The following is a 17,720-nucleotide window of genomic DNA, read 5'->3' as shown; positions in this document are numbered from 1 at the left end:
GGAAGTGGAATGTGGACTATTCCTTTTACCAGACCGGGCCGGACAAATACCTGTTGTTTTTCAAGTCCCAGCAGGCCGACGCCATCACCGCCTGTTTTTCGGAATACTCCAAAAAGGTGCTGGGCAAATCCCATGACCGCCGCCGCCCCATTCGGGATCAACTCAAACGGGCTGCGGAGCAACTTGCCCAACGTAAGCCCTGCCAAAAGGAACGGGCAAAGGAGGCTGTGCATGAGGACAGATAAAATCCGCAAATACATTCTTCCAAATATCCCGTACCTGTTCATCGGCTGGGCTTTTCTGAAAGTGGGGACGGCCTACCGCATGGCGGTGGGCGCTGGCTTCGGGGAAAAACTGCTGGGGCTGGGGCAGACCATCGGCGCGGCCTTTGCGGATTTTGCGCCGGGGCTTGCTCCCTTTGATTGGATTATTGGCATTGTGGGGGCGGTTGCGTTTCGGCTGTTCATCTACTGCAAAAGCAAGAACGCAAAGAAATTTCGGCGGGATGCGGAGTATGGCAGCGCCCGGTGGGGCAATGAAAAAGACATCAAGCCCTTTGTCGATCCGCAGTTTTCCAACAACGTCATTCTCACCGGGACGGAACGGCTCACTATGAACACCCGCCCCAAAAATCCAGCCAATGCCCGCAATCTGAATTGTTGCATTATCGGCTCGTCGGGCAGCGGCAAAACGAGGTTTTGGCTGACCCCGCAGCTACTTCAAGCTCATTCATCCTTTGTGGTGGTCGATCCCAAGGGCGGCGTTCTCAATCAAGTGGGCGCATTTCTGCAAAAGCAGCGCGGGTACAAAATCAAGGTGTTCAACAGCATTGACTTCGGAAAAAGTATGCACTATAACCCGCTGGCGTACATCAAAAACGAGTCCGATATCCTAAAGTTTGTGAACACCTTAATCTGCAACACCAAGGGCGAGGGCAAGGAGGGCGATCCGTTTTGGACAAAATCCGAGACACTTTTGTACTGCGCCCTCATTGCCTATATCATCTTCGAGGGGCCTGCCGAGGACAGGAACATGAACACGCTGGTGGATATGATTTCCGGCATGGAGGTCAAAGAGGATGACGATTCCTTTATGAACGCCGTGGACTATATGTTCAAGGGGCTGGAAAAGCGTAAGCCGGATTGCTTTGCCGTGAAGCAGTATAAAAAGTACAAATTAGCCAGCGGCAAGACGGCGCGCAGCATACTAATTTCATGCGGTGCAAGACTTGCGCCCTTTGATATTCCACAGCTTCGGGAGATCATGAGCTATGACGAATTGGAGCTTGACCGGATGGGTGACAGGCGCACGGCAACCTTTTTTGTGATTTCCGATACGGATTCGACGTACAACTTTTTAGTTGCGCTGGCCTTTTCGCAGATGTTCAATCTCCTGTGCGAAAGGGCCGATAACGTCCACGGAGGCCACCTGCCCCATCATGTGCGGGTGCTGTGGGACGAAGCAGCCAACACGGGTCAAGTCCCACAGCTTGAAAAGCTGGTGGCCGTCATTCGCTCCCGTGAGGTGAGCCTGTGCCTGCTCTACCAGCAGTTGGCGCAGTGCAAGGCCATTTACGATAAAAACGCTGAAACCATCATGGGCAATATGGACAGTGTGATTTTTCTCGGAGGCCGCGAAAGCTCCACCATCAAGGAAATATCGGAAAATTGGCTGGGCAAGGCCACAATTTCCATGCAGACGGACGGGCGCACACGGGGCCAGTCTGAAAGCTACAATCAAAACAACCAGCGTGTGGGCCGGGAGCTGATGACCCCCAGCGAGCTTGCCACCATGCCCGGAGACAGGTGCATTTTGCAGCTTCGTGGCTTGCCACCGTTCTATTCCCGCAAATATGATTTGAAGCAGCATCCCAATTACAGGTTTACGGCGGAGGCCGATAAACGCAATACCTTTAACCTCGACAGGCTCATTAACCGCCAGCGACGGCCAAAGGCCCAGGAGGTTTACACGGTGTACGAGGCGGACGTGCCGGAGGACGCGCTCACGGCTGAGGAAGAGGACATCCTCAACTATGACGATGTGGACGACCCGGATGCCTTTGTATAAATGGAGCTTTGAGACAAAGTGTCCCAAAGCAGTCACTCGCCGCCCACGTGGGCGGCTATTTTTATGGCCGGGGCTTTGCCCGCGGAGAAACGGAGAACAATTTATGGCTTTCTTTACTTCTGCTGTTACGACCTTGCAGACCCTTGTAATCGCGCTGGGCGCTGGCCTTGGCGTGTGGGGCGTTGTCAATCTTCTGGAGGGCTACGGCTCGGACAACCCCGGCGCAAAAAGCCAGGGCATGAAGCAGCTCATGGCGGGCGGCGGCATTATCGTGATCGGCACAACGCTGATCCCTCTGCTGTCCAGCCTGTTTTAAGGGCGGGTACACATGGGTATTCTCACCGATTGGATCACGGACTGGCTCAAAGAGCTGTTAATTGGGGGAATTATGGGCAACCTCGACGGCCTTTTTGATACGGTCAATACCCGTGTCGGGGAGATTGCGGTACAGGTGGGAACGACCCCGGCGGCGTGGAACGCCGGGGTATTCTCCCTTATCCGGCAGCTTTCCGAAACGGTGATACTGCCGATTGCCGGACTGATTCTAACCTTTGTTGCAACCTATGAGCTTATTCAAATGATCATTGACCGAAACAATTTGCATGACATCGACACATGGATGTTTTTCAAGTGGATATTCAAAACGGCGGCGGCCATCCTCATTCTCTCCAACGTGTTCAATATCGTAAACGCCGTGTTCGATGTGTCGCAAAGCGTCATCACCCGGTCAGCGGGTATCATTCAAGGCTCAACCGACATTACGCCGGGGATGCTGGACACGCTGGAAACGACGCTGGAGGCAATGGAGCTGGGGCCGCTGCTGGGGCTGTTCATGCAGACGCTGCTGATTGGCTGGACGATGAAAGCGTTAAGCATCGTTATTTTCGTCATCGTCTATGGCCGTATGCTGGAAATCTATATGCTGACCAGTTTGGCTCCAATCCCTGTGGCGACCCTCTCCAACCGGGAAATGGGGAGCATGGGCCAGAACTACTTAAAATCCCTGTTCGCCGTGGGCTTCCAAGGCTTGCTCATCCTCCTGTGCGTTGGCATCTACGGTGTGTTGGTGCAGGGCATCGCCACTGGCGGCGACCCCATCAACGCGATATGGGGCTGCGTGGGCTACACGGTTTTGCTCTGCTTCATGCTGTTCAAAACCGGGACGATTGCCAAAAGCGTCTTTGGGGCTCATTGATTGAGAGAAAGGAATTATGAACTATGGCGAAAACGCAAACGGCGGCGGAAATCCCCGTCGTGGACGAGGCGGCGCAGGAGGAAATGCACCGCTTACTTTTCGACGCGCCCATCGCGGAGCTGGCGGGAAACCAGGGTATTTCGATCGACGAGGCCGTAAGGCTCCGGGTGGAGCAGACGGTGGCGGCGGTGACGGAGCCGCAGGTAACGGTGCGGCCCATTGAGCCGAAGGGCAAGCTGATCGGCTTTGCCAGCGTCAACTTCGGCGGCGTGGTGGTGGACGATTTTAAGGTGGTCAACGGCAAGAACGGCGTGTTTCTCGGTGCGCCCAGCAAGCCCGCCCCCGGCAGCAGGACAGGCTACCACGCCACGGCGCGGGTAACTGACGGGGCCTTGCAGGAACGGCTGGACACAGCGGCGGCAGCGGGCTATTCCGTGGCGGTGGAAAAGCTGATTGCCCGTGCGGAGGCCGTGCGCCCCACCTCCATCAAGGAAGAAATGGCAAAAGCGGCGGAGGGCGCGGCCAAGGAAAACGCCGCCCGCACCGCCCCTACCAAGGGGAAGGAGGCACGAGACGATAGATAATCCCACTTCGGGACAAAGTGTCCCAAACATCCCGGAGGGACTGCACCTCATGGATGGGATCATGGGGCTGCGCTCTCTGCCCCAACATTCGGTGGATATGCTCTTGACCGATCCACCCTACGGCACGACACGCAACTTTTGGGATGTGCCGCTGCCGCTGGAGGAATTGTGGGAGGCGGTGCGCTGGGCGGTGAAGCCCAACGGCGCGGCGTTGTTTTTCGCCCAATGCCCCTATGACAAGGTGCTGGGCGCATCCAACCTCGCCATGCTCCGCTATGAGTGGATTTGGTACAAGAGCCGATGCACGGGCTTTCTCAACGCCCGACGCGCTCCGCTGAAAAAGACGGAGAATATTTTGGTGTTCTATCAAAAGTCCCCGCTTTACAATCCGCAATTTGAGCAGGGCAAGCCCTATCAAAAAATCTGCCGTACCAATGGCAATAGTCCCAATTACGGCTACTTTGAGCGCAGCAGCGCAGGATCATCGGACGGGCGGCGCTTTCCCGGCAATGTGCTGGCGTTCTCCACGGTGCAAAGCACCATCCACCCCACACAAAAGCCGGTGGAGCTGTGCGAATATCTGATCAAAACCTATACCGACGAGGGCGCGGTGGTGGCCGACATCTGCGCGGGCAGCGGCACAACCGCCGTTGCCACCCTCAACACAGGCCGCCGCTTCATCTGCTTTGAAACCGCCCCGGCCATCTATGCGCTTGCCGCCCAGCGGATTGAACAGGCGCGGCTGGCCGTGGAGCGCGGCGAGAAAGGAGTGTGAATTTGCTGTAAAAATCGCAGTTGATTTTTACAGCAAAACGGCATATACTATAAGCGAAAGGAGCTGATAGATATGCCGAATATTAAACCGATTTCCGATCTGCGTAATTACAGCGAGGTTCTGCATGATGTAGCGGCTGGCGCTCCTGTCTTTCTGACCAAAAACGGGCGTGGAAAATACGCGATTGTCGATATGCAGGACTACGAAAAGACACAGGCGACCATCCGACTGATGAATGAACTTGCCAAAGGCCGCAAGTCCGGCGAAGAAAAGGGCTGGCTTACTTTGGAGGCCGTGGAGGATCATCTCGGAATTGCGCATGAATAACCTGTATTTGTCCCAAGCGGCGCAGGACGATTTGACAGAAATCAAAGCGTACATTTCCGAGGAGCTGGAAAATCCAACTGCGGCGCTTTCCACCGTAGGCAGGATCACAAAAAGTATTCGTATTCTGATAAACCATGCTATGGCCGGAGCACCGCTTTCTTCGGTTGCCAACGTAGACAATGACTACCGCTTTCTTGTCAGTGGAAATTATATGGTATTTTACAGAGTAATCGGCAGCGAGGTCTATGTGGATCGTATCCTATATGGCCGTCGAGATTATTTGCGCGTTTTGTTTGGCGATATGCTGGAAACCGAACAATCTGAATAACATTATTTTTGCAAAGAACGTCTTTCCTCCGGGAAGGGCGTTTTTTTGTTGTCCGAAAGGAGTTTGACTATCAAAAAATATTCAATCTGTTACGCCGATCCCCCTTGGCGCTATTCTCAAAAGGGCCTGCAAGGGGCGGCGGAGCATCATTACCCCACTATGAGTATCAACGAATTATGTGTGCTGCCTGTGGCCGATTTAATGGCCGAGGACAGCGCACTTTTTATGTGGGCGACGTTTCCCCAGCTTCCCGAGGCTCTGCGGTTGATGAAAGCATGGGGCTTCAATTACAAAAGCGTTGCTTTCGTTTGGCTGAAAAAGAACAAAAAAGCGGATAGCTGGTTTTACGGGCTGGGCTTTTGGACGCAGGCCAATGCGGAGGTGTGCCTGCTGGCAACGCGAGGCCACCCCAAGCGGCAGGCTGCCAACGTCCACCAATTCATCATTTCCCCCATTGAAGCCCACAGCAAAAAGCCGGACGAGGCGCGGGAAAAGATTGTTGCCCTCATGGGCGATCTGCCCCGTGTGGAGCTGTTCGCACGGCAGACCCCGCCCGGATGGGACGTGTGGGGAAATGATGTCACCCCCACGATCCCGGACTTCGGGACAAAGTGTCCCAAGGCGGGCGGTAACGAAAAGGAGGCCGACAAATGCCCTATGTGAACGTCCCCAACGACCTATCCAAAATCAAGACCAAGATTGCCTTTAACCTTACCAAGCGGCAGTTAATCTGCTTTGGCAGCGCGGCGGCCATCGGTATTCCGGCCTACTTGCTGACCCGGAGCGCCATCGGCAGCACGGGAGCCATGTTCGCCATGCTGGTGGTCATGCTCCCGGCGTTTTTGCTGGCGATGTACGAAAAAGACGGCCTGCCTGCGGAAAAGGTGCTGGGCAATATCATCCGGGCCAAGTTTACCCGCCCCGGCGTGAGGCCGTATCAGACACAAAACATCTATGCCCCGTTTACCGGGCAGACCGTTCTCGGAAAGGAGAAGCCTATTGCAGACAAAAAGAAAACCAAGTCCCGCAAGGGGTAAAAAGCGGGCGGTCATATCTGCCCAGCAGACCATCCCTTATATCGCCATGCACCCGGACGGCGTGTGCCAGCTCCCCGGCGGGCTTTACACGAAAACCGTGGAATATGAGGACATCAACTATTCCGTTGCATCCACGGAGGATCAGACCGCCATCTTCGGCGGCTGGAGCTCCTTCCTCAATTATTTTGATGCGTCGCTGCCGTTCCAACTTTCCTTTGTCAACCGCCGTTCCCGTGACCGCAGCCGTTATAAGGTGAATATCCCGGCTGCCCAGGATGTGTTCAACAGCGTCCGTGGCGAGTTTACCGGGATGCTGAAAAATCAGATTGCCAAGAGCAACAACGGCATCGAACGGGCCAAGTACATCACCTTTGGCCTGCCCGGTGAAAGCGTAGCCGAGGCTCGTCCCCGGCTGGAGCGTGTGGAGGCCGACGTGATGGGCAACTTCAAGCGGCTGGGCGTTCCCTCCGAGCCGATGGACGGACACAGGCGGCTGGCAGCGCTCCACGGCCAGCTCCACCCCGGGGGCCGGGAGCCGTTCCGCTTTCCGTGGGCGGATATTCCCCGGACGGGGCTGGGAACAAAGGACGCGATTGCCCCGGACAGCTTTGACTTCCGGCAGGGGCGCACCTTCCGGGTGGGCCAGTATTGGGGCGCGGCGTCCTATTTGCAGATTTTGGCGTCGGAGCTTTCGGACAAGCTGCTGGCGGAGATTTTGGAGCTGGATGCCGAATTGACCGTGACGCTCCATGTGCAGACGGTGGATCACCTCAAGGCCATTAAAACCATTAAGGGCAAAATCTCCGACATTGGGCGTATGAAAGCGGAGGAGCAGAAAAAAGCCGCCCGCTCCGGCTACGATATGGACATTCTGCCGCCAGACCTCATTACCTTTTCTAAGGACGCAGCGGAGCTGCTGTCTGATCTGCAAAGCCGCAATGAGCGAATGTTCCTCTTGACCTTTACGGTGGTAAACCTCGCCCCCACTCGCCAGCGGCTGGAAAACGATGTGTTTACCGTGGGCGGTATCGCGCAGAAATACAACTGCGCCTTAAAGCGGTTGGACTGGCAGCAGGAGCAGGGCTTTGTGTCCTCGCTGGTGCTGGGGCATAACGCCGTGGAAATTAAACGGGGCATGACCACATCCAGCACGGCGATTTTCATTCCCTTTATGACGCGGGAGCTTCGCATGGACGGGCAGGCTCTCTATTACGGCATGAATGCCCTGTCCCACAACGTCATCATGGCAGACCGAAAGCGGCTCAAATCCGCAAACGGCCTGTATCTCGGCTCGACTGGCTCCGGCAAGAGCTTTGCAGCCAAGCGTGAGCTTCTAAACGTGTTCCTCGCCACCAATGACCGCATCATCATTGTTGACCCGATGGGCGAATATGCGCCGCTGGTGCGGCGGCTGGGCGGGCAGGTTATCGAGATTGCCCCGGACAGCCCCCACCACATCAACCCGATGGACATTCAAATCGGTATGAACGACGAGGACAGCCCGCTTTCCATGAAGGCTGACTTCCTACTTTCCCTGTGTGAGCTGGTGGTGGGCGGCAAGGAGGGCTTGCAGCCCATCGAAAAAACCGTCATTGACCGCTGTGTGCGGCTGGTGTATCGGGAAATCGCGCTGGGGCTGGAAACGGCCAAAACACCGCTGTTGCAGGATTTGTACGAGGAGCTTTTGAAGCAGCCGGAGCCGGAGGCCAGACGGGTGGCAACGGCGCTGGAGCTTTACTGCACAGGCTCCCTCAACCTCTTTAACCATCCAACCAACGTGCAGACGGACAGCCGGGTGGTGTGCGTGGTTATCCGTGGCATGGGTGAAAACCTCCGCAAAATCGCCATGCACATCACCAACGATTTTGTCACGGCGGCGGTGAACACCAATTTTCAAAACAGCATGGCGACATGGTGCTACTTTGACGAGTTTCATGTGCTGCTCCGTGACCCACTCACCGCCAGCTATTTTGTGTCTGTCTGGAAGATGCTCCGCAAAAAGGGCTGTGTCCCCAGCGCCCTGACCCAAAATGTGAAAGACCTGCTGGCCAGCCGTGAAATTGAGAACATTTTGGATAACACAGATTTCATGGTGCTGCTGTCCCAAGCCCAAAGTGACCGGGCGATTTTGGCAAAGCAGCTCGGCATTTCCGAGCATCAGCTTTCCTACATCACCCATTCCAATTCCGGCGAGGGGCTGCTTTTCTATGGCAATGTCACCATTCCCTTTGTAGACCGTTTCCCCCGTGGGGAGATCTACGACCTTTTGACCACTCGCCCGGAGGATTTGACCCATGAGCGAACAGACGAATAAGGCCGTAGCCGCCCCATCCAGCGGTGAGGGTGCTTCGGGACAAAGTGTCCCAAACATGGGGTCCCCCACAAAGTCGGATGACTTTGTGGGGAGAGGAGGAGCAACGGAGCAGAGCGGATGCCCGCCGAAAGGTGGGCGCAGTGAGGCGCAGTTTGCGACGACGAAGTTTTGGCATAAGAGCCAGCAGGAGCAAACGGCGGTGTCCAAGCTCCGCATGGAAAAGCGGGGCGAAAAGCTGGACGCCGCCCGTGAAAAGCTGGCAAAACAGAAGCCACCGAAAAAGCCCGGCCCGGTCAAAAAGATGGGCCGGGTAGTCACGGGCGAGGCTCACGCCTTTATGCATGGCAAGATTTACGAAAACGAGCATGAAAATGTGGGCATTGAGGGCGCTCACCGCACCGAGCTTGTGGGCGAGGCCGCCGTCCGGCATGGGACACGCTTTGTCAAAAAGCAAATCCGGGAGCACCCGGCGTGGGCCGTCCGCAGAGCCGAGGCCAACAATATCCGGGCCACAGCAGATTATCAATTCCATGTGACGGCGCAGGAACACCCCGAGCTGAAGAAAAATGCCGTTTCTCGCATTTGGCAAAAGCAACGGCTGAAACGCCGGTATGCCAAACAAGCGCGGGAGGCGGTAAAGCAGGGCACAAAGGCCGCAGAAAAAACGGCGGTGACAACAGAAAAGCTGGCCGCCCAAGCCGTGGGCTTTGTCAAGCGGCATCCCGGCGGCTGTCTCATCGCCCTGTGCGGCGTGTTGCTGGTGTTGGTGCTGCAGTCGTGTATGTCCTCGATGGTGACGCTGGGCAACGGCACCATCGGAGCTATTGCCGCCAGCACCTATGCCGCCGAGGATGGCGATTTGCTGGGAGCCGAGGCCGCCTACTGCGCGCTGGAGGCCGAGCTGCAAAACTATCTTGACACCTATGAGCGTACCCACAGCTATGACGAATACCATTTTGACTTTGATGACATCGAGCATGACCCCTATGTGCTGCTGTCTATGATTTCGGCATTGCACGAGGGGGCGTGGACGGTGGACGAGGTGTCGGGTACGCTGCAAGCTCTTTTTGACCGACAGTACATCCTCACTGAAAATGTGGTAACGGAGCGCCGCTACTACATTGAAACCGACACATGGACGGACGAGGACGGCAAGTCCCACAGTTCCAGCTATCGGGTGTACTACAACTATTACATTTGCACGGTTCAGCTTACAAACTTCAACCTGTCCCATGTGCCGATCTACATGATGAGCGAGGAGCAGCTTTACCGGTACGCTCTCTTTATGGCAACGTTGGGCAATCGTCCAGACCTGTTCCCATCCTCGTCCTATGTGAGCAAATATGTCACCAACGGGCCGACGCTACATGATGTGCCGGAGTCGTATCTGGCTGACGAAACCTTTGCTGCGATACTGGCCGAGGCGGAGAAGTATATCGGCTACCCCTATGTTTGGGGAGGCTATCAGCCCAGCACATCCTTTGATTGCAGCGGCTTTGTGTCCTATGTCTACAACCAATGTGGCTGGGACTTCGGACGGCTAGGGGCGCAGGGACTTTACAACATCAGCACCCGCACTAACAATCCCAAGCCCGGTGATCTGGTATTCTTCACAGGCACATACGACACGCCGGGCGTGTCCCATGTGGCCATCTATGTGGGCGATGGTTGGATTCTGCATTGCGGCGACCCCATCCAGTATTCAAATCTCAACACAAGCTATTGGCAATCCCATTTCTACGCCTACGGAAAATTATATTGACAGGAGGCTTTTTACCATATGGCAATCAGCAAAAGCGAGAAAATCCAAAGTGAAATTGACAAGCTCAAATTGAAAATTGCGGAGCAGCAGACCCGGCTGAAGGAGCTGGAACAAAGCAAGCGCGAGGTGGAAAACAGCGAAATCGTGGAAGTAGTGCGCGGCATGAGCATCCCGCTGGACGAGCTGGCGGTGCTGCTCCAGACGATGAAAGGCGGCGGCGCTTTGGGACAAAGTGTCCCGAAGTCCACCGCCAATGAGGAGGACAGCGAATGAAAAAGTTTAGATTGCTAACGGCGGCGCTGTGCGCCGTCGTTCTTTTATGCGGCTTTTCCGTCACGGCCTACGCCAGCGGCGGGGACGAGCCTGCGGTTGAAACAGGCGGCACGGATTTGTGGGAGGGGCTTGACCCAGCAGAGGCGCTCCCTGTGGAGACAGCCGAGCCGGTAGAAACGGAAAATCCCTTTATCCCCTCCGGCACGGGGACTGTGGTTGACAACGCCACGGACGAGGACGGCAAGGAGTTTTTCACCATCACTACTCCGTCTGAAAATGTGTTTTACCTCGTCATTGACCGCCAGCGGGAAACGGAAAATGTGTACTTCCTAAACGCCGTCACCGAGGCCGACCTGTTGGCGCTTGCGGAAATGCCCGAGGAAACCGTCACCCCCACCCCGGAGCCGGAGCCCGAGCCTGCGGTTGAGCCCACGCCCGAGCCGGAAGCCACAAGCAACATCGGGCCGCTGCTGCTGGGGCTGGCCGTGGTGCTGATTGGCGGCGGGGCGGCATTCTTCTTCAAGGTGTATCGTCCCAAGCACCAGCAGGCCGCCGCCCCCGAGGAGGACTATGATACCGGGGCCGACTATGACGATGTGCCCCCGTGGGATGAGGACGATACCACCGGGGAGGACGAGGAATGAACTTCACCGACAGCCCCTTTGAAAAAATGATGAAGCAGCCGACCTATTCCCGAGGGCCTGCCGCGCATACCCCGGCTCCCGAGGGGACGGCCTGTCACGGCTGCCCCTATTGGCGGGGAATTGCCTGTGTGTCCTGCTATCGGGAACTTTTGAAAGCACTGGGCGGGAGGTGACGCTTTGTCCCGTGAATTGACCCGAGAGGAAAAGACGGCGATCCGCAAACTGGTGACAAAATGGTGCGCCAATTATGACCGGGACTATGGCTGCCTGCCGCTGGATTGCCCCTGCTATATGCTGGGCAAGTGCTGGACGGGAGCCCTGTGCCGCTATTTCCGTGAGGCTGTCCTGCCCACCGATCCCGCGCTAGAGGCAGCGCTGACAAGCGATGGCGCAGCCCCGGACTTCAAGACTTGCACCATCTGCGGCGGGGCCGTGCTGCTGGACGGGCGGCAAGCGTATTGTTCGGCGGCCTGCGCCCGCACCGCCCGCAAGCAGCAAAAGCGGGCGCACATGAGGAAAAAACGGGGCTGGACTGTGGACAATTAGCCCCTGTGAAATCCACTTGCAGCAAGGGTTTTCGGGGGCGGTTTTGGGGCGGGGCGTATCATTTCACGCCCCGCCCCATTTTGCCCCGATACTGTCCACATTTTATTGCCGGACTTTGGGACACTTTGTCCCAAGGCTTTGGCTTCTATCTTGAGGAGGATTTATGCCGAAATATTATGAAATCAGTGAGGAGACCGCAAAACGGGCCAAGAACGCCAACAGCTATTCCGATTATGTTTCCGGCTCTGCCACAGCGGGCTACCGGGCGATGGTGGATGAGGCGTATGCGCTGGGCGAGGCGCAGAAAAGCCGTGTCGATCCCATGTACTATGAAAAAATCGACGGCCTGCTTGACCGCTATGCCCGAAAGCTGGCGGACAATCTCAATGCCCAAAATGCCATTGATGCCCGTGTGCCGTCCATGCTCATTACAGGGGGCGGCAATTTTCCCACAGCGAAAAAGGAAAAGCAGAACGCCGCCCGGGATAAAAATATGGGCGAGTACATGGAAATTAAGGACTTGCTTCATAAAATCCGCTCCGTGGGCAAGGGCGGTATCAGCGCCGATGATACCCTCGCCGTGGAAAAGCTCACGGCAAAGCTGGCGGAACTGGAGGAGTTACAGACGCTGATGAAAAGCGTCAATGCCTATTATCGCAAGCATGAAACGCTGGACGGTTGCCCCGGCCTGTCCGCAGAGGTTGTACAGCAGCTCAAAGCATCCATGAGCCGGGATTGGCGCAAAGCTCCCGTGCCGTTTCCGTCCTATCAGCTTTCCAACAACAACGCCAACATTCACAGAGTACAAGCCCGCATTGAGGAATTGTCTAGCCGTTCCGACTTTGCCGGGTGGACATTCCCCGGCGGCAAGGCCGAAATCAACGAGGGAGAAAACCGCCTGCAACTGTTTTTTGACGAAAAGCCCTCTGATGCACAGCGGCAAGAATTGAAACAAAACGGCTTCAAATGGGCGCCCAGCCAAAGCGCGTGGCAGCGTCAGCTCACTCAAAACGCCGTCCGTGCGGCGGATCGGCTTGACTTTCTGCGGCCGGAGGGCGGTGGGAGCATCCGTGCGCTCCAGCCCTACGCACACAAGGCCGCCCCCGATAGGGACGAGAGATAGGAGGCTGCATGGACAAAAATCAAGGCTATGCCATTTTGAAGGCCGTTATGCTGGAAAACGGCAGGGGCTTTGCGCTGGGTGAGCATCCCACAGCCCCATCCCGTTATGTTACTTGGGCCTGCTATGATGATGAAAAGGGCCAGCGTCAGTATGAATGGGGGCATTATGGGAACGATCTGCCCACATTGGAAAAAGACCTTGCAGACCGGGTGCAGTCCTACCAAGAGCAATTCAAGGTTAAGATTGTGCAGACCGAAGCCCCCGGCTTGTATCAATACTATTCCACCCAACGGCCTGTGGACATTGGCACATTTCCAAAACCGCCCCACAATGCCCCGGATGAAATCGTCAACTACGATCAGCGCATCCCTGTGGAGGGCGGCGCGTTCCGCGCGTGGGGGCATCTTACCTACACCAAGCCGCTGACCGAAAAACAGGCGTCGGACTACGAGCTGCGCCCCGCCAAGGATAATCCCGGCCTTTGCCGGGAGGCGGCGGTCAAGCGCCCCATTGCCGAGCAGATGAAAACGGCGGCAAAGCTGGCCGAGGAAAACCGGGGCACTCTCGCCCCGAAAAGGGACGCGCCCGACAAGGGCGACAGATAAGGAGTACGAATATGGACAAAAGATATAATCCCATGAAAAGTGCGGAAATGGCCGCCGAGCAAAATTACAATATGATTGACGGCGTTCTCAATAATTTGCCCGCCGCCCTGGAGCAGGAAAAGGACAAGGATAAGGTGAAGGAGCCGCCCAACCGCCGCCGCAGCCGGGAGCGCGAGGAGCGATGACAAAGCAGCGCCGCCGTCCCATCCATCTGCATATCATGGTATCCGAGGCGGAGCATGCGCTCATTCAAGAGCGCATGACCGAGGCGGGTATTCGCAACATGGGAGCCTATATGAGGAAAATGGCGCTCAATGGCTATGTGCTGAATGTGGATTTAGAGCCGGTGCGGGAGCTTGTGTCCTTGCAACGCCGATGCTCAAATAACCTCAACCAAGTGGCAATTAGCGCCAACACCTACGGCGGCATATATCCAGAGGAGATAAAAGCCCTACAAAAAGACTATGCCGAGCTATGGGAGCCGCTGTCTGACTTGCTTAAAACGCTATCCGAGGTAGTGGCTCTCTGACCCGCCGGGGAGCAGTCTGTCTGCTCCCCGGTTTGCACGACCTTGGGACACTTTGTCCCGAGGCGGTGCAAGCCATCGGCATCCTTGCCGCCCCATTTTATCGGAGTTATAATATACATATAGGGGTAAATAATGTACTTTTTGAGGAGGTAACGACCATGCGAATGATCTTAAAAATCCTTGCTGCTCCCTTTGTTTTGGTGCTTACGCTCACCGTGGCAATCCTTATGTTCCTGCATGGGATTGCCGGAGCGGTGCTGGATGCCCTTTGCGGTCTGGTGGTGCTGCTTTCCCTCTTTACGCTGTTCATTGAGAAAAATACTGCGTATGGGCTTCAAGGCATGATTATAGCGTTCTGCATTTCTCCCGTGGGCCTGCCAGCCGTGGCCGAGTGGTTGATTGTAAAACTGGACGATTTCAATTATTCGCTGAAATGCTTTATTACAGACTGAGGACTTTGGGACACTTTGTCCCAAAGCAAGGGCGGCGGCTGTGTTCAGCCGCCGCCATTATCGTCTCAAAAAGTATAAGTTAACAAATTTTCAAAGATAGGAAAAGCACCGAAGCAAAACGCAGAATTACCCAATGATCCACATTTGACCATCCGGCATCACAGTAATACTTCCCGGAAACCTGTCGATGATTTTACCTTTATCCATAGTTCGGAGGATTGCTTCCTCCCTGTATTCCGGATCTTCATACCACACTGAAAAATATAGACTTTTGCCAATTCTAAAGGAAAAGCTCTCCGTATTTTCAATATCAAATTCCACTTTTTCCGGCCACAGTATTTGAAATTTATTGTTTGACTGCCTAGTTAGCATGAGAGGCGATGTTTTCAGCATGAGGTTATAACAATCCTCTACTGCGGAGAGCGGAAGCTCTGTCAAGGACAGATTTTTTTCCAATGCATCATCAAATTGCAATATCTTAATTTTCCCATTTGGAAAATCAACCATCAAGATACAAATACGACTATTGTAGTAAATCGGTCGCCCAAAGTATTGCCCGTCCTCTGCAATTAAGGGCTGAATTGTTTTCCCGTCCGGGTAATGGACAAACATAAGCCTGTTTTGATGAATGGCATGCCCCTGCTTAAAAAGTTCTTCCGCCTCATACAGGTCACCGCTGGTGTAGTCGGTTCCCCAATACCAGTCTTTGCTGCCCTCTAAAGGCTCTATGTAGGTGATTCCCTGTGTCTCTATTTTTTTCATGGATGCACACTCCTTAAACCGCACTGCACATATAAATGCAGTTTTGCACGTTGTCTGTTAATTGCCTTTTTCTATCAGTGGCAGCCATTCCCGATATGTTTCAAGAGGGTTTAAGGCAATGGCTTGTTTAATATAGTGCATAGCAAGTTCGCAGGAGCCCGGCGGCGTCAAAGTGATGAACAGATAATATGCCATTAAAAAGCACAGATGAGCGGCTTTTTCCCGCTTTCCCGCATCCATATAGTAGTGGAATGACGTGAGAAGGATAAAGAAAAGATTTGATTTGTCAACGTCGGATGCGGCCGCATAAAAGGCATCCAGATCACTCGGCAGCACGTGCAGCACATCATCTTCGGGCATAACTGGTTCGCCCCAGTCTATCTTCAACATCATCGCATGAATTCTCCCTTCTTAACTGCTGCTTTTTTACGCCGATTATTTTTTCCAAGCCGTTATCGGTGTGGCAGAAATCAGTCTTTCTTTTTGCGGCTGATAGCAGCAAGAAACTCTTTTGTGAATTTAATCAGAACTGCCGCTATAATCACTCCACTGCCCATCAGGCATACCTGAACGGCAGTGTCCGGAATACGAATGCCCAAATAAAAAAGCACGGCGATTACAAAAGAAAAAACGGTAACGATTAAGCCAAACAGAAAATACCGTAAGGACTTTGGAATACTTTTGGATGCAGCGCCTCCCATGGCGCCTTCAATAATAAATTCAATTAGGATTTCAAGCATCTTCGTATCTCCTTTGCCTGTTCGGCGCACTCCGTTATTAGCAGGAGAAACTTTAGCTGTCTGTTTTCTTTTTTACAAACATTCGGTTCATGTATTTGGGATTGATCCACAAGACATAACCGATGCAGATGACGAGAATCAGCACTGACCCCAAGAATGTAAAATGGTTGAAATAGGCAGATAGGGTGACGATAAGCTGAACCGCGCTATACGCCAGTTCAATCCTTGTATTTTTTCGGTACTGTTCCGGATTTTTTTCATATCGCAGGTTAAATGCCATCCATATGGTGCTGGATAGCAGCAGAGTAATCTTGATGGAAAAAATATTTGTGTTCGGCAAGCCGTATTCCGACGGTGGATATGGCTGTTGGAAAATGTTCAGCGCGGCTGCGTTCCAGATAATTGCGATCAAGGAAAGGTTAGAATGCAAGATTTTCTTGTCTTTTTGCTGCGCCTTAGTTGCAACAAGCTCGTCCAGAGAAATGCCGAAAACAGATGCCAAGATAAGTAGATTGTCCGAGCTGGGCAGTGCCCGATTGCTTTCCCACTTGCTTACGGCCTGCCTGCTTACGCCGACCTGCTCGGCAAGCTGCTCCTGTGACAAGCCTTTTTTGATTCTGTGGCTTTTTAGTTTTTCTCCAAGTTCCATAGAATCACCTCCTGCCATAATTCTACCAAACTGCACAATTTTCTCTACCAACTATCCGTCAACTTTTGGTTGCATATTAAAATTTGGGATGGCTTTGGTAAATTATATCATGCGGCCCAAAGAAAAAGCAATTTCACTTTATAAGGAGGTGTCTCCACGGCCACCACACGCTTGATGACCCACCATGTCAGCAAGGGAAAGACCATCGTGCAGTCTATGCAAGACCGCTTTGACTATGGGCAGAATGCGGACAAGACCCAAGGCGGGGAGCTGATTTCCTCTTATGAGTGCGACCACATGACCGCCGACGCTGAGTTTATTTTGAGCAAGGCAAAATACAAGGCGGTCACAGGACGGGAGCAGCGGCGGAACGCCGATGTGCTGTGCTATCAGATTCGGCAGTCCTTTCTGCCCGGGGAGATTACCCCGGAGGAGGCCAACCGGGTCGGCTATGAAACGGCTATGCGCTGGACGAAGGGCGACTACGCCTTTTTCGTCTGCACCCACACAGACCGCCAGCACATCCACAATCATATTTATTACAATTCAACCTCGCTGGACTGTACCCAAAAGTACCGGGACTTTTGGAGATCGGCGCGGGCTCTGCAGCGGCTCTCTGACAGGGTATGTCTTGAAAATGATTTGTCCGTCATCCAAAATCCCAAGCTCCATAGCAAGGGCCGTTTTCTCCATTACGGTCAATGGATTGGGGAGCGCCCACCGTCCTATAAGCAGCGGCTGCGGCTTGCCATTGTTGCCGCACTCCAAAAGAAGCCCGCCGATTTTTCGGCGTTTCTATCGCTGATGGAGGCGTCCGGCTATGCGGTTGTCCACGGGCGGGGCGGTGTGATCTCATTTCGGGCAGAGGGGCAGGAGCGGGCCACCCGGTTGCGGGCATCCACGCTGGGCGGCGGCTATGACCCGGAGGACATCCGGGCGGTCATTGCCGGGGAGCGCCCCATGCCGGAGCTGCCGAACGAAGTCCCGCCGCCCCAGCGCATCAATCTG

26 protein-coding genes are annotated in these 17,720 nt (G+C 54.5%); 22 read left to right on the top strand and 4 right to left on the bottom strand.

Annotated features, from left to right (window positions below; translation table 11 throughout):
* The 21 genes from RT018_RS12725 to RT018_RS12625 form a co-directional block, all read left to right on the top strand.
* Nucleotides 1-245, top strand: a 245-nt coding sequence (locus RT018_RS12725; protein WP_312942557.1) for a PcfB family protein, incomplete at its 5' end; no start/stop codon positions are given.
* Nucleotides 232-2,067: a VirD4-like conjugal transfer protein, CD1115 family gene (locus RT018_RS12720; protein WP_312942555.1), complete on the top strand. Its 1,836-nt coding sequence runs from the start codon at nt 232-234 to the stop codon at nt 2,065-2,067. The genes RT018_RS12725 and RT018_RS12720, both read left to right, overlap by 14 nt.
* A gap of 103 nt (nt 2,068-2,170) precedes the next feature.
* Complete coding sequence (locus RT018_RS12715; RefSeq protein ID WP_312942553.1) at nt 2,171-2,383, top strand: Maff2 family mobile element protein; 213 nt, start codon at nt 2,171-2,173, stop codon at nt 2,381-2,383.
* 12 nt (nt 2,384-2,395) lie between these two features.
* Nucleotides 2,396-3,262, top strand: a complete 867-nt coding sequence (locus RT018_RS12710; RefSeq protein WP_312942551.1) for a VirB6/TrbL-like conjugal transfer protein, CD1112 family — start codon at nt 2,396-2,398, stop codon at nt 3,260-3,262.
* Nucleotides 3,263-3,285: 23 nt separating this feature from the next.
* Nucleotides 3,286-3,846 (top strand): septation protein SpoVG family protein, encoded by a 561-nt coding sequence (locus RT018_RS12705; RefSeq protein WP_312942549.1) that lies wholly within the window; start codon nt 3,286-3,288, stop codon nt 3,844-3,846.
* Between the two features lie 49 nt (nt 3,847-3,895).
* Nucleotides 3,896-4,621 (top strand): site-specific DNA-methyltransferase, encoded by a 726-nt coding sequence (locus RT018_RS12700; RefSeq protein WP_312942547.1) that lies wholly within the window; start codon nt 3,896-3,898, stop codon nt 4,619-4,621.
* A 72-nt stretch (nt 4,622-4,693) separates the two neighbouring features.
* Nucleotides 4,694-4,948, top strand: a complete 255-nt coding sequence (locus tag RT018_RS12695; protein WP_312942545.1) for a type II toxin-antitoxin system prevent-host-death family antitoxin — start codon at nt 4,694-4,696, stop codon at nt 4,946-4,948.
* Nucleotides 4,941-5,276 carry a type II toxin-antitoxin system RelE/ParE family toxin gene (locus tag RT018_RS12690; RefSeq protein WP_312942543.1) on the top strand — a complete coding sequence of 112 codons (336 nt, stop codon included), beginning with the start codon at nt 4,941-4,943 and terminating at the stop codon, nt 5,274-5,276. The genes RT018_RS12695 and RT018_RS12690 overlap by 8 nt, the downstream gene beginning before the upstream one ends.
* 63 nt (nt 5,277-5,339) lie before the next feature.
* Entirely contained in the window at nt 5,340-5,939 is a 600-nt protein-coding gene (locus RT018_RS12685) for an MT-A70 family methyltransferase (RefSeq protein ID WP_312942541.1), read from the top strand.
* Nucleotides 5,927-6,313, top strand: coding sequence for a PrgI family protein (locus RT018_RS12680; RefSeq protein ID WP_312942540.1), 387 nt, complete (start codon nt 5,927-5,929; stop codon nt 6,311-6,313). Before RT018_RS12685 ends, RT018_RS12680 begins: the two co-directional genes overlap by 13 nt.
* The gene (locus RT018_RS12675) at nt 6,231-8,627 is read left to right on the top strand and encodes a VirB4-like conjugal transfer ATPase, CD1110 family (protein ID WP_397360295.1); all 2,397 of its coding nucleotides are present in this window, start codon (nt 6,231-6,233) and stop codon (nt 8,625-8,627) included. Before RT018_RS12680 ends, RT018_RS12675 begins: the two co-directional genes overlap by 83 nt.
* A gap of 55 nt (nt 8,628-8,682) precedes the next feature.
* Nucleotides 8,683-10,389 carry a C40 family peptidase gene (locus RT018_RS12670; RefSeq protein WP_397360301.1) on the top strand — a complete coding sequence of 569 codons (1,707 nt, stop codon included), beginning with the start codon at nt 8,683-8,685 and terminating at the stop codon, nt 10,387-10,389.
* A gap of 18 nt (nt 10,390-10,407) precedes the next feature.
* Nucleotides 10,408-10,662 (top strand): DUF4315 family protein, encoded by a 255-nt coding sequence (locus tag RT018_RS12665; protein ID WP_312942537.1) that lies wholly within the window; start codon nt 10,408-10,410, stop codon nt 10,660-10,662.
* Nucleotides 10,659-11,306 (top strand): DUF4366 domain-containing protein, encoded by a 648-nt coding sequence (locus tag RT018_RS12660; protein WP_312942535.1) that lies wholly within the window; start codon nt 10,659-10,661, stop codon nt 11,304-11,306. Before RT018_RS12665 ends, RT018_RS12660 begins: the two co-directional genes overlap by 4 nt.
* On the top strand, nt 11,303-11,479 hold the full coding sequence (locus tag RT018_RS12655) for a hypothetical protein (RefSeq protein ID WP_312942533.1): 177 nt from the start codon (nt 11,303-11,305) through the stop codon (nt 11,477-11,479). The genes RT018_RS12660 and RT018_RS12655 overlap by 4 nt, the downstream gene beginning before the upstream one ends.
* 4 nt (nt 11,480-11,483) lie before the next feature.
* Nucleotides 11,484-11,852, top strand: a complete 369-nt coding sequence (locus RT018_RS12650) for a cysteine-rich VLP domain-containing protein (RefSeq protein WP_312942531.1) — start codon at nt 11,484-11,486, stop codon at nt 11,850-11,852.
* Between the two features lie 163 nt (nt 11,853-12,015).
* A complete protein-coding gene (locus tag RT018_RS12645) occupies nt 12,016-12,975 on the top strand; it encodes a hypothetical protein (protein WP_312942529.1) in 960 nt (319 codons plus the stop codon).
* A gap of 8 nt (nt 12,976-12,983) precedes the next feature.
* Nucleotides 12,984-13,580 carry a hypothetical protein gene (locus tag RT018_RS12640; protein WP_312942527.1) on the top strand — a complete coding sequence of 199 codons (597 nt, stop codon included), beginning with the start codon at nt 12,984-12,986 and terminating at the stop codon, nt 13,578-13,580.
* Nucleotides 13,581-13,591: 11 nt separating this feature from the next.
* Entirely contained in the window at nt 13,592-13,765 is a 174-nt protein-coding gene (locus RT018_RS12635) for a DUF4316 domain-containing protein (protein ID WP_312942525.1), read from the top strand.
* Nucleotides 13,762-14,109, top strand: coding sequence for a plasmid mobilization protein (locus RT018_RS12630; RefSeq protein ID WP_312942523.1), 348 nt, complete (start codon nt 13,762-13,764; stop codon nt 14,107-14,109). The genes RT018_RS12635 and RT018_RS12630 overlap by 4 nt, the downstream gene beginning before the upstream one ends.
* Nucleotides 14,110-14,267: 158 nt before the next feature.
* Complete coding sequence (locus tag RT018_RS12625; protein ID WP_312942522.1) at nt 14,268-14,561, top strand: CD1845 family protein; 294 nt, start codon at nt 14,268-14,270, stop codon at nt 14,559-14,561.
* 126 nt (nt 14,562-14,687) lie between these two features.
* Here RT018_RS12625 and RT018_RS12620 read toward each other — a convergent pair whose 3' ends face one another.
* From RT018_RS12620 to RT018_RS12605, 4 genes are all read right to left on the bottom strand, one after another.
* Nucleotides 14,688-15,323 carry a hypothetical protein gene (locus tag RT018_RS12620; protein WP_312942521.1) on the bottom strand — a complete coding sequence of 212 codons (636 nt, stop codon included), beginning with the start codon at nt 15,321-15,323 and terminating at the stop codon, nt 14,688-14,690.
* A gap of 57 nt (nt 15,324-15,380) precedes the next feature.
* Nucleotides 15,381-15,716, bottom strand: a complete 336-nt coding sequence (locus RT018_RS12615; protein ID WP_312942519.1) for a hypothetical protein — start codon at nt 15,714-15,716, stop codon at nt 15,381-15,383.
* 77 nt (nt 15,717-15,793) lie between these two features.
* Nucleotides 15,794-16,063 carry a hypothetical protein gene (locus tag RT018_RS12610; RefSeq protein WP_312942517.1) on the bottom strand — a complete coding sequence of 90 codons (270 nt, stop codon included), beginning with the start codon at nt 16,061-16,063 and terminating at the stop codon, nt 15,794-15,796.
* Between the two features lie 52 nt (nt 16,064-16,115).
* Nucleotides 16,116-16,712, bottom strand: a complete 597-nt coding sequence (locus RT018_RS12605; RefSeq protein ID WP_312942516.1) for a helix-turn-helix transcriptional regulator — start codon at nt 16,710-16,712, stop codon at nt 16,116-16,118.
* 216 nt (nt 16,713-16,928) lie between these two features.
* Between RT018_RS12605 and RT018_RS12600 the strand changes: the two genes are divergently transcribed.
* Nucleotides 16,929-17,720 (top strand): relaxase/mobilization nuclease domain-containing protein (locus tag RT018_RS12600; RefSeq protein WP_312942559.1); only part of this gene is annotated, 792 nt, incomplete at its 3' end.

This window comes from Oscillibacter sp., assembly GCF_032060045.1.
Taxonomy (GTDB): Bacteria; Bacillota; Clostridia; order Oscillospirales; family Oscillospiraceae; genus Oscillibacter.
This window is presented reverse-complemented; position numbering and strand designations above follow the sequence as displayed.